The sequence below is a fragment of the Bacteroides caecimuris genome, assembly GCF_001688725.2.
In the GTDB taxonomy this organism is placed as follows: Bacteria; Bacteroidota; Bacteroidia; order Bacteroidales; family Bacteroidaceae; genus Bacteroides; species Bacteroides caecimuris.
Genome location: NZ_CP015401.2, coordinates 4562365 through 4574831 on the forward strand (window position 1 = coordinate 4562365; position 12467 = coordinate 4574831).

The 12467-nt window shown below is 43.1% G+C and carries 6 protein-coding genes; 2 read left to right on the forward strand and 4 right to left on the reverse strand.

Going from position 1 to position 12467, the window contains the following annotated elements; genetic code table 11:
* Window positions 1-79: 79 nt before the first annotated feature.
* Window positions 80-1630, forward strand: coding sequence for a sulfatase family protein (locus A4V03_RS19540; protein WP_065540044.1), 1551 nt, complete (start codon window positions 80-82; stop codon window positions 1628-1630).
* Window positions 1631-1743: 113 nt separating this feature from the next.
* Window positions 1744-4605, forward strand: a complete 2862-nt coding sequence (locus A4V03_RS19545; RefSeq protein WP_065540045.1) for a chondroitinase family polysaccharide lyase — start codon at window positions 1744-1746, stop codon at window positions 4603-4605.
* A 203-nt stretch (window positions 4606-4808) separates the two neighbouring features.
* Here A4V03_RS19545 and cysS read toward each other — a convergent pair whose 3' ends face one another.
* The 4 genes from cysS to A4V03_RS19570 all read right to left on the reverse strand — a co-directional run bounded on the left by cysS (window position 4809) and on the right by A4V03_RS19570 (window position 12422).
* Window positions 4809-6290 (reverse strand): cysteine--tRNA ligase, encoded by a 1482-nt coding sequence (gene cysS / locus A4V03_RS19550; protein ID WP_065540046.1) that lies wholly within the window; start codon window positions 6288-6290, stop codon window positions 4809-4811.
* 102 nt (window positions 6291-6392) lie between these two features.
* Window positions 6393-7205 carry a Cof-type HAD-IIB family hydrolase gene (locus A4V03_RS19555; protein WP_065540047.1) on the reverse strand — a complete coding sequence of 271 codons (813 nt, stop codon included), beginning with the start codon at window positions 7203-7205 and terminating at the stop codon, window positions 6393-6395.
* A 648-nt stretch (window positions 7206-7853) separates the two neighbouring features.
* A complete protein-coding gene (locus tag A4V03_RS19565; protein WP_065540049.1) occupies window positions 7854-9794 on the reverse strand; it encodes a PL29 family lyase N-terminal domain-containing protein in 1941 nt (646 codons plus the stop codon).
* A 21-nt stretch (window positions 9795-9815) separates the two neighbouring features.
* On the reverse strand, window positions 9816-12422 hold the full coding sequence (locus A4V03_RS19570) for a DUF4955 domain-containing protein (protein WP_065540050.1): 2607 nt from the start codon (window positions 12420-12422) through the stop codon (window positions 9816-9818).
* Window positions 12423-12467: the final 45 nt, after the last annotated feature.

The window sequence follows — 12467 nt, forward strand, 5'->3', positions numbered from 1 at the left end:
ATCATTCAGCATTGATTGTTTATTATTCCTCTCTTATCATTTATTACTAACCTGTTTAAATCATTTATCGTAAACTATCATGAACAAACCTATTAACCTTCTTGTAGGAGGCCTGACGCTGTTTGCCGCACAGGGTTGCAAGGCTCCGAAGCAAGTGCCTCAACAAGCAGAACATCCCAATATAATTTATGTATTCCCCGATCAATACCGTAATCAGGCGATGGGCTTTTGGAACCAGGGCGGATTCCGGGATAAAGTAAATTTTAAAGGAGACCCCGTGCATACTCCCAATTTGGATGCGTTTGCGCGTGAATCGATGGTACTGTCGTCTGCACAGAGCAATTGCCCGTTGAGTAGCCCTCATCGTGGAATGTTACTGACTGGTATGTACCCGAATAAAAGCGGCGTACCATTGAATTGTAACTCCTCACGTCCGATCAGCTCCTTACGCGAAGACGCGGAATGTATTGGCGATGTATTCAGCAAAGCAGGTTACGACTGTGCCTATTTCGGTAAACTTCATGCCGACTTCCCGACTCCGAACGATCCCGAACATCCGGGACAGTATGTAGAAGAGAAACGTCCGGCATGGGATGCTTATACTCCGAAAGAACGTCGTCATGGTTTTAATTACTGGTATTCTTACGGTACATTTGATGAACACAAGAACCCTCATTATTGGGATACGGATGGTAAGAGACATGATCCGAAAGAATGGTCGCCCCTGCATGAAGCAGGCAAGGTTGTTTCTTATCTGAAAAATGACGGTAACGTACGCGATACCAAGAAACCATTCTTTATTATGGTGGGCATGAATCCTCCCCATAGTCCGTACCGTTCTTTGAATGACTGCGAGGAACAGGATTTCAATCTTTATAAAGACCAGCCTTTGGATAGTCTGTTGATTCGCCCGAATGTAGATTTGAAGATGGAGAAGGCAGCATCCGCCCGCTATTATTTCGCCTCCGTAACCGGTGTGGACCGTGCTTTCGGTCAGATTCTGGAAACATTGAAAGAGATGGGATTAGATAAGAACACAATTGTCATCTTTGCTTCCGATCATGGTGAAACGATGTGCAGCCAGCGTACTGATGATCCGAAGAATTCCCCTTATTCTGAATCTATGAATATTCCGTTCCTAGTTCGTTTTCCCGGTAAGATTCAGCCGAGGGTGGATGATTTGTTGCTTTCCGCTCCTGATATTATGCCTACGATACTTGGCTTGTGCGGGCTGGGTGATTCGATTCCGGCAGAAGTGCAGGGACGTAATTTTGCTCCTCTTTTCTTCGATGAAAAGGCGGAAATTGTTCGTCCTACCGGTGCGCTGTATATACAGAATGTTGATGGTGATAAAGATGAAAATGGATTGGTGCAGACTTACTTCCCTTGTTCAAGAGGTATCAAGACGGCTCAATATACATTGGCTTTATATATCGACCGTGATACGAAGCAATTGAAGAAAAGCCTTTTATTCGATGATGTGAAAGATCCCTATCAACTGCATAACTTGCCTTTGGAAGAAAATAAAGAGATTGTGGCGCAACTTTGCGGTGAAATGGGAGCTATGTTGAAGGAGATTAACGATCCTTGGTATACGGAAAAGATTTTGTCGGACAGGATTCCCTATTAGCGATTAGTAATTTATAAAACGCTGATTAACGCAAATAAGTGCCAATTTTAGGAGTAAATCTCTGCGACAATAATAGGTGTTAATCCGCATCCGCGTTTAAATTGAAAATAGTAATGAAAAACAGTTGTTTTATAGTATTATTCCTTTTGGGAATCATTCCTTCAGCTTTCGCCCAATTCATCGGGTTTGAAGAGAAAGTACCCGAAGCATTTAAGGTTTCCGGAAAGGGTGAAGTGAAAATCTCTTCTCTTTTCTACAAGGAGGGTGAAAGTAGTTTGGAATGGGACTTTCAGCCCGGTTCTACGCTGGACATTCAAATTGCTCCTTTATCGTTGAATGCGAGAAATGAGAAGCAATTCGGCATTACCTTGTGGATGTATAATGAGAAACCGCAGCAGGATTCTATTCGTTTTGAGTTTCTGAATAAGGCAGGAGAAGTCTCTTATTGGTTCTCTTATCGTTTACAGACAGCAGGTTGGCGGGCTTGTTGGATCTCTTTTGAGTATATGCAGGGAGATAAGAAAGATAAAAAAATCGTAGCCTATCGACTGGTTGCCCCGCAACGGAAGGGACGTATCTTTCTTGATCGTCTGACTTTCCCCGAAAAGAAAATGAATCTTCGTACTACTCCCGACCAGCAGTTGCCTGCCAATAATGGATTGTCTAATCGTGACCTATGGCATTGGTGTCTCGTGTGGAAATGGGAACAACAGTCGTATGATATCCCTCTGCCTTCTAAATTGCCAAGCGGACAAAAGAAAGAATTGAAGACTATCGAACAACGTTTGACAGATTTCCTGGAAGTAAAGAAAGCACCGCAAGGAGCTATTAATGCTGCTTATAAGACATTTGAAAAGGCTGCAATTAGCCCGTCCATTGCCGGAACGGGATTTATAGGGACCCCTATTGTTGCTCCTGACGAACAGGACAAGAAGAAAGGGGAGATGTCATGGAATGATATTGAAACCATGCTTTCCGGTTTTGCCTATGATGCTTATTATAATCAGAATGAAACGTCGAAGAAGAATTATTTCACCGTATTCGATTATGCTATTGACCAGGGATTTGCATACGGTAGCGGTATGGGTACCAATCACCATTATGGTTATCAGGTGCGTAAGATATATACGACTGCCTGGTTGATGCGCGATGCAATCTACAAGCATTCTCATCGGGAAGCTTATCTTTCTACATTGCGTTTTTGGGCTGCTTTGCAGGAAACCCGTCGGCCGTGTTCTCCAACGCGTGATGAATTATTGGATTCTTGGCACACGCTATTGATGGCGAAATTCATCTCTGCTATGATGTTTCCCGATGCAAGAGAACAGGCGCAGGCTTTAAGTGGTTTGTCGCGTTGGTTATCTACTTCTTTGCGCTATACTCCGGGAACGATTGGTGGTATAAAAATAGATGGCACGACTTTTCATCATGGTGGTTTCTATCCGGGATATACCACTGGAGTGCTTGCTACTGTAGGACAATATATCGCATTTACTAATGGCACAAGTTTTGAGCTGACAGAGGATGCACGTAAACACATGAAATCTGCTTTCATTGCTATGCGCAATTATTGCAATCTTTATGAGTGGGGTATCGGTATTAGTGGTCGCCATCCTTTTGGAGAGAAGATGGGAAGCGATGATATCGAAGCATTTGCTAATATAGCTTTGTCCGGCGATTTATCGGGCCAGGGAAATACGTTTGATCGTGGACTGGCTGCCGACTATTTGCGTCTGATACGCAATAGTGATACTCCGAATGCACGTTTCTTTAAAAAGGAAGGGGTTCAGGCGGCACAGGCTCCACAGGGATTCTTTGTGTATAATTACGGGTCGGCGGGTATTTTCCGTCGTGCGGACTGGATGGTGACGTTGAAAGGATATACAACCGATGTATGGGGAGCTGAAATCTATGCGAAGGATAATCGTTACGGACGTTATCAGAGTTACGGATCGGTACAGATTATGGGGAAAGGAAATCCTGTCTCACGTGCCGGAAGCGGCTTTGTACAAGAAGGATGGGATTGGAATCGCTTACCGGGTACAACGACTATTCATTTACCTTTCGAATTGCTTGATAGCCCGTTGAAGGGAACGACTATGGCTCATTCTAAAGAAAATTTCTCCGGTAGCAGTTCTTTGAGTGGACAAAATGGAATGTTTGCCATGAAGCTGATGGAACGCGATTATGAGAACTTTACACCTGATTTTGTGGCTCGTAAGTCTGTATTTTGTTTCGATAACCGGATGGTTTGTCTGGGTACGGGAATAACGAATTCAAATACGGAATATCCTACGGAGACCGCTCTTTTCCAGACGAAATATAATGGAAAAGACTCCAAAGTAGGAGAGGATAGCTATTGGTTGCATGATGGTTATGATAATTATTATCACGTGGTGGACGGAACTGTTCGTTCACAGGTGGCAGAGCAGGAATCGCGACATGAAAAGACGCGGGCAATTACGAAAGGAAAGTTCTCCTCTGCTTGGATCGAACATGGAAAAGCTCCGAAGAATGCAACTTATGAATATATGGTCTTGATACAACCTTCTGTTTCCGATCTTGACGAACTGCGTAAGGCTGCTCCATACGAAGTGTTGCAACGCGATCAGACTGCCCACGTTGTTTATGATAAAAAAACAGGTATTATGGCGTATGCTGCTTTTGAAGCTTATCAGCCTGCCGATGATAACGTGTTCGCCGCTATTCCTGCGGAAACGATGGTGATGTATGCAAAGGCATCTGATAAAGGTATCCGTCTGAGCGTCTGTGATCCGAATCTGAATATAAGAGAGAAGACATATACAACGAAAGAACCTAGTCGTCCTATCCGTAAGGAGATACGGCTTAAAGGACATTGGACATTGACAAGTCCGATGGAGAATGTACGGTTGGAACAACAGGGAAATCAGACCGTAATGACGGTAACCTGCCAGCATGGACAGCCGGTTGAGATGCTCATGGAAAATAAATGATGAGTGAATGAGATAAGAGAAAACAAGGATTTAAAGAGAGAGTATTGGGTTATTATGTTTCTATGAAAAAAGAGAGGCTGTATAAAAAATCGGTTCTATCCTTATTCCCCTCCTTCAGGAAGTAGGGGAGTTAAAGTTACAGACGATTTTTTATACAGCCTCTTTGTGTTTACTATGGCGTGGTTGAACACTTTCTTTTCTTATTACTTATTCAGCCTCCATTCGAAACCATCTTTCGTATCTTTGATTTCAAATCCGAGTGCTGTCAGTGTATTGCGGATTTCGTCGGAAGTAGCCCAGTCTTTGTTGGCTTTTGCTTTCATACGTTGTTCCAGTAGCATGTCCACTACCTTGCCGTAGGCTGCTTCACGGCCATCGGAAGAACCTTTTTCTTCTTTCAATCCCATGATGTCGAAGCTGAACAGATGGAATGTTTCTTTCAAGTCTTTCAGGTCTTCGGCAGATATGGTGGCATTGCCGGCAATGATATTGTTGATGATGCGGGCACCTTCGAAAAGCTGTGCGATGACAATCGGTGTGTTCAAGTCGTCATTCATTGCTTCATGGCATTTGGCGCGCAGTTCTTTCACATTGATTCCCGCAGAAGTTGCCGGTGCGGGAGTAATCTTATCCAATGCGTCGATGGCTTCCATCAGTCGTTGCAGCCCTTTTTCCGCTGCTTGCAGTGCTTCATTGCTAAAGTCTACCGTGCTGCGGTAGTGAGCTTGCAGGATGAAGAAACGGATGGTCATTGGTGTGTAGGCTTGTGCCAGCAGCTTATGGGTGCCGTTGAAGAATTCGTCCAAGGTGATGAAGTTGCCGAGTGATTTGCCCATCTTGGTTCCGTTGATGGTAATCATGTTGTTGTGCATCCAGTAGTGGACCATGTCATCGCCTTGTGAGGCTACCGATTGTGCGATTTCACATTCATGATGCGGGAAAATCAGGTCCATTCCTCCTCCGTGGATATCGAAGTGTTCGCCCAGGTATTTGCGCCCCATGGCGGTACATTCGGCGTGCCATCCGGGGAAACCGTCGCTCCAGGGAGACGGCCAGCGCATGATGTGTTCCGGTTGTGCTTTTTTCCAAAGGGCGAAGTCGGCAGGATTGCGCTTTTCGCTTTGTCCGTCAAGATCGCGGGTGGTATTCAGTACATCGTCCAGATTGCGTCCGGATAGTTTTCCGTAATGGTGGTCTTTGTTGTATTTGGCTACGTCGAAGTAGACGGAGCCTTCGCTTTCATAGGCATATCCTGCATCCAGAATCTTCTGTACCAGTTGGGTTTGCTCGATGATATGCCCCGAGGCATGCGGCTCGATGCTTGGAGGGAGTACGTTCAGTGCTTCCATTGCTTTGTGGTAACGGTTCAGGAAATATTGGACAACCTCCATTGGCTCCAATTGTTCCAGGCGTGCCTTTTTGGCAATCTTGTCTTCTCCGTCGTCAGCATCATGTTCCAGATGTCCTACATCGGTAATGTTGCGTACGTAGCGTACTTTGTATCCTAGATGGGTGAGATAGCGGAATAATACATCAAAAGTAATAGCCGGGCGGGCATGTCCTAGGTGGGCATCTCCGTAAACAGTCGGTCCGCACACGTACATGCCTACATGGGGGGCATGAAGCGGCACGAAGGTCTCTTTCTTTCTGTCTAAGGTGTTGTAGATGGTAAGTTGATGTTCCATAACATTTTATATTTGTTTTATTGGAGTGGCAAAGTTAGTATAAAATTCGGATATGCGCCCTATCTTTGATGGGTTGATTTCAGCTCTTGCGTTGTTTTGGGATCATTGTTGGCTGCAAAACTTATCGATAGCTTCCGCTACACCGTCTTCTTCGTTGCTTAGGGTGATGTAATTGGCTGCTTTTTTTACAGGTTCTTGTGCGTTTCCCATGGCAATCCCCAGTCCTGCAAACTGAATCATGGACAAATCATTATAGCCATCTCCCATGGCTATGACTTCTTCTCGTGCTATTCCTATTTTTTTCAATAAGACAGCCAGGGAAAGGGCTTTGTCGATTCCTTGCGGGACTAATTCGAGGAAATAGGGTTCTGAACGGAAAACATTGATGTGTCCTTGTAGCCGGAGGCTAAGTTCTGCTTCAAGCGGAATGAGTTTATCTGCGTCTCCTACGATGAGGCATTTGGCTACGGGAAGCGTGATGTCGGTGAGGAAGTCGTTTGTTTCCCGCACTGCCATTTTATTGAGGGAGGCCTCTTTCTGTACGTATGGGTCTTGAGGGTTTTCTGTTATTATCTCTGCCCCGTCGTATGTCAATATGCTTAGCCGGTGGGTACGGGCGCATTCGTAGAGTACCGGAACCACTTCATTGGGCAATACATTTTCATATACCGTCTCCTGGGTTTCCCAATTGATAATTTCACCTCCGTTATAGGAAAGGATGAAGCCTCCGAATTCATTCATCCTCAGTTCGTTGGCTAATGGTACAATGCCGTAGGTGGGCCGTCCGGAAGCTAATACGACTCGTATCCCTTGTTCTTGCATACGTATGAGGGTTTCCCTGTTGCGGGGAGTGATTTCTTTTTTAGAATTGGTGAGTGTGCCGTCAAGGTCGAGCACGATAAGCTTGTATTTCATGTAGCGTTGTTTTGGGTGCAAAGATAGATGAAAAAAGTTTTTCTGCAAGGCGGTGGGGGAAAAAGTGGAAGTAGTTGTATTTGGCGTAGGCTTCCATACCGTCTGCCGACATGGAGCGGTGGTTCTCTTCAGGGGCATATAATTTTGGTTAACGTACGGATAAAAAAACAAAAAACATTCTCCTTCCGGAGCCTTCCCGACGATTCTGTTTTTTTGTCTTTTCGCCGCTTTTTCGCTGCTTTTCCGTCGCTTCTCCGTATCACCTCCGTATCACCTCCGTTTCAGGTCCGTTTCACCTCCGTTCCAAAATTGGATAAATATTTACTTAATATCTGTCAAGAAACGGAAATAAATGCTTCTTGAAGCGAGGATGAAGCGGAATGAAATGCTTTATTGTTAAAGGATGTAAATCGGCAGGCGGTTTGTTTCGTTTTCCAAAATGCGGACAGACTCTCTTTGGATGCGTTTGCATCCGTTAACAGAACGGGGCGTCTGTCGGGAAACTTTCTTCCGCCGGTGATTGTTGATAGCATTGAAGCATAATTACGGTGCGATTGGGCGGGAGTGGCATCATGACCGGATGGAAAGAAGAGGCTGTCTGAAATTTAGACAGCCTCTTCTTCTTATTAGTAAACCGCTAAAAGAGTTTTATTCAATTGTTGCTCCATTGTTTATATAAGCAGGATCTTTAGTGAAAACACCGTTGATACAATCAATTTCTGTAAAAGGAATGGTGCTCTCTTTCGATAATGTATTATTTACAGGTTTACATACATCACTATTGGCATAGTTCCAGTTTGTCTTTGTATCATACAAAATGTTGTCGGTTGTATTAACTGTGGAACCTACATTCTTTAATTCATATAAATATGAAGTTATAGTGCTTTCGGAAGATATACAGAAAATATTATTTGTGTAGTTAATGTTGGCCTTATTTGCTTTGATAAATACATTACTGCCTTTGACATTGATAAAGCTGTTGTTCTTAATATTAACAGTCATAATAGCTTCATCTGTAGTATTGGTCTCTATAGCCCAGTTGAATATCTGTATAGGGCTTACACTTGTCTTATGATATATGATATTGTTTTCGAAAACTAGTTTACCAAAAATGCTGGGTTTAGCAGTTTTTGTAGTATTAAAGAAAGCTATGTTGCCGGTATTCACAAATTCGAATAAAGAATTCTTGAATGTGATATTACCAATACCTACAGTAGTAGCACCTACGTAATACATAGCTTTTGTTATATTAGTCATTTTGCAGTCTTCAATGGTCAGATTGGTAAATGTGGCATCGCCACTGGCCGGGCTATTAAATAAGTAGTTTGCGGCCCGTGCTTTAATGTTGATGTTCTTCAACAGAAGTTTTCCACTCTTTAAACTTAAATAAGCACTTTCTCCAAATTCTAGGTTTGGCCGTTCGTCAGGATATTGCCCAACAATGACGATAGGAGCACCAATCGCTTTATTGGAATTGATAGTGAACGTACCTGTTCCTGTTAGGAACAGAATTGTTCCTTCGGATACACTTAACTCACTACTTATATCACTTGTTGCATTGCTGTCTATTATCTTACTTGTATAATTTTCAGGATTCAGAGTCTCTTCACCGATCTGAAGTTCTCCGGCTTCAAACATTGCTTTATAATCCGTACGATTCTTGACATTAACCTGGATTTTTGCAATCATCGCATACTTGCCGCTTGTTGCCAACACCGCAATATCAGTACTGTTATCAGCAGTGGCACGAGTCGTCATCCTTGCATCGGATGCAGGAGCAGTGACAACCAATACATTTTCTTTTCCAGCCTCCTTAGAGAATTTAGCACTCCATCCTTCCGGAGCAGTGATCATTGTATTTTCCACTCCTCTCATGGTCATTGTAAATTCTTTCGTTTCACCTGCGGAAAACTCTTGTATTTGTTCTAAATCTTTAGCCGCAAAACTACATTCAAAGTCGCTGATGATAGGGATACGTATGGTTGGAGCATCCTCACCTGCAAGTGCCAAGACCAGTTCGTTGTTTTCCACTGTTACACTCTTGAAGTTTTTGTCTTCTGCCGGAGCGGAACCGTCGCCCGTTGCGCTGACTTTGTCAGTAGTTCCTTCTTTGTATATATATTCATAGTTTTTTCCTCCGTCATAGCTAACCTGCCAGTAGCCTTCGCTATCTACGTTAAACGTAGGAGTTTTGCCACTCTCTCCATTAGCTTTCACAGGCTGTCCGTTTACAGTCAGACGCTCCGGAGTTTCATTTTTGTTATAAAGAACAGTCCAGTAGCCCTCTGAGTCGATACCGATAATAGGGCATAACAAGTTATTGTCGTTTTTCATATATAGATTTACTGTCTTCCCATTGCTCAAAGTGAGTGTGTAGGAATCAGGCTTTTCCTCTATATTAGTAATAAATGTACCTTCATTATAGAGTTCGCGAAGGGCTTCCGTGTTGCTATTTATGTCACGTACTTGTGTCTCGAGTGCGGTGACGCGCTTTTTCAGTGCGTCTACATCATCTTCCAAATCGTCAATGTTGGTACATGCTATCAGACATACAGCCAATAACATGAACATACTCCATACTTTTTTCATGATTATATTGTTTTAAAGTTATTATTTTAAAGAGGATAGCCAGGAAGGAACATATCCCAAACGTTTACGTAACTGAGCCTCATAGAGCGAATATGGTTCCACGGCAGCTCCGTTGCTTTCGAGTAGCTTCATCTGAGTATCATCAAAATCTAAAGGACGCCCGTGGAAACCGACAATGACAGGAGGCATAAATTTCCACCAAAAGCCGTTGCCATCCCACCAAGTAAATTTACCTTCTGTATCGATGTCCGGATCTGTTTGTGTATTTGTTGCATAGAAATTCCATATTGTCAGATTCTCCATGTGATTTGGCATTTGGGCAGAGTCTCCTCCTTGTCGCCAATGCATGAAGCCACCGGTACAGCAGTCAATCAACGTTGCGCGTGGCTGTGTGGCATGTGATTCAAAGCAAGAATCATCTCCCCATCTCACATTCCATATTACGGCACCCATGCTTTGCTTTGAAACACCGCAAGCGTGATATTGACCAACGTTCGTTTTATATTCCATCAACGTGTTTTCACCTTCTCCTTTTCTAAGTGTGTAGCCATTGCTGTTTTCAGTTACTTTTCCAATAAAGATACGCGAAGAAGCTTGCGAGCGGATAGAAGCATGTCCGCGATTACCACCAATAGTGATGTCATAAGCAGAACAATTGGCAGAGCTTGTGATTGACATGGCTTCACTGACGCTCTCGAAATTAACCCGGCGCATCCACGAATTGGTCAGACGCACAAAATCGATGAGCTTAAAACCACCGTCATCTATGTCAGAGCCATGGTGAATGAACTTCTCTTTGGCATGTCCTTTAAACGTAAGGTCTTCTACGCCAACATGGGCATAATTGGCGAATTTATGTACATTCCATCCCCAATCTTTATGAATGGCATGCATGATGGGTTCTTTAAAGGTAACACTGTTACCACTAATCTTCTCAATCTGATGGTACTCGAATATTTGAATGCCATTTGTCTTGATATTGGGAGTTATGCCTTGCTGCACTTTAATATCTTGCCATTGGTAAGGAGATAGTTCGGCATTAATCACATCATCATCTGTGTTTCCCAACTTCGGGGTTCCCAGTACGAGACATACCCAACTGCCCGCACTTACTCCTGTTAAACTGGCCGTTATGGTTTTGCTGCCTATGGGAGCATCTTCAGTGACAGCACCAATTGATTCTCCCAATCCTGTATTATGTTTGAACTCCATCATAACGGGAGCATTCCACATTTCCTCAGTTGGTTTGGGAGAATTATTAGCAGCGGTCATTTCGAGAGTTGTTTTGTTTCTTCCGGCCCCTTTTAAAACAATATCACTCATCGATATACGAATCCTGCGATCTTTAGATGCTTCGTCTTGTAGAATATAATTCCCTTCCGGGAAGTAGATAATAGCTTTAGCGTTTTCTTTAATATATCGATCTGTCATATTATTGAGATCTTCTTGCTTTGTTTCACTCGCTATTTCTTCCAATACCTTCATGAAAGCTGCTCTGTCAGATTCACCATCGTTTGGAATAGCTCCATATTTGGGATCTGTAACATCGTATACTTTATATCCTTGTGCTATTAGTGTTTCTATTTCAGGAGGTGCTATTTCACCATGTTTATATCCGGCGTATGAAAAATCCAATAATACATTCTGTTGATCTGCGTTTGCAAATTGTAGCCAGGCTTTTGCTCCGCTTTCATTGGAAAGTTGTTTCACTTCAATAGAAACAATACGGATATAGTTCTTTGATGAAGTAAGTACAATCTTAATTGTTTCTTCAACGTCTTTTACAACAGTTGCTTGTGGTGTGATAGTTAATAAGTTCTCGGATAAAAGAACATCCCACCCTTTAGGAGCTTGTATGGCAGCTTGTTGCACGTCATTCTGCTCTACTATATACTCTTTATGGCTCTCATTGGGGGCAAAAACTTGCACAGCTTGTTCGCTGTCAGCATCATTGAGACCATAAATGATCAGTCCGAAGCTGTCGTCTACCGGGAAAGTATATGTTTTCTCACCATCAGCCAGGGTGAATGAGAAAGTATGGTTTGCTTCATTATATTCTACCTTATTGAATATACTGGTTCCTCCCTGACTTCCACCTTCGGCTTTAGTATCTAAGCTTGTATATGTTTGTCCGTTATCGTAGCTCACTTGCCAATATCCACTGGAAGATACGTTGATTAATGGAGTTGTCACTACATTGCCTGCTTCATCACGGGGCCATGCTGATACTTTCTCTCCATCGGCTCCCGGCAGATAGTTGAAATCTGTATCATTACTTGTTTTATATATCCAGTAGCCTTCTTCGTCTACGGAAAATTCGGGGACAGACGCTTGTACTGCTTCACTTTCCACGACTTTAATGCTTGTCCCGTCACTAAGTTCCAGCAAATATCCTAAACCATCTTTAGTCGGAGTAATTCCGATAATGATTTTGTTTTTTTGCATAAGGGCTTGCAGACTGGCAAATGAAGTATTCAGTCCTTCCGTTGCTTTTTCCAAAGCAGCGACACGGTCTTTCAGAGAATTGATGTCTGCTTCCAGGTCATCTGTTTTTTGGCATGATTGCATGATTGCCAACATGCTGCAAATACCAAATAGTAATAGGTAGGTAATGCTCCTGTTTTTCATACATTTATTATTTCGGGTTATTGATAATTTTCACAGTGGCAAAGA

Coding starts and splice junctions, on each gene's coding strand:
- A4V03_RS19540 (WP_065540044.1), top strand. CDS start 80: ATGAACAAACCTATTAACCTTCTTGTAGGAGGCCTGACGCTGTTTGCC.
- A4V03_RS19545 (WP_065540045.1), top strand. CDS start 1,744: ATGAAAAACAGTTGTTTTATAGTATTATTCCTTTTGGGAATCATTCCT.
- cysS (WP_065540046.1), bottom strand. CDS start 6,290: ATGGAACATCAACTTACCATCTACAACACCTTAGACAGAAAGAAAGAG.
- A4V03_RS19555 (WP_065540047.1), bottom strand. CDS start 7,205: ATGAAATACAAGCTTATCGTGCTCGACCTTGACGGCACACTCACCAAT.
- A4V03_RS19565 (WP_065540049.1), bottom strand. CDS start 9,794: ATGAAAAAAGTATGGAGTATGTTCATGTTATTGGCTGTATGTCTGATA.
- A4V03_RS19570 (WP_065540050.1), bottom strand. CDS start 12,422: ATGAAAAACAGGAGCATTACCTACCTATTACTATTTGGTATTTGCAGC.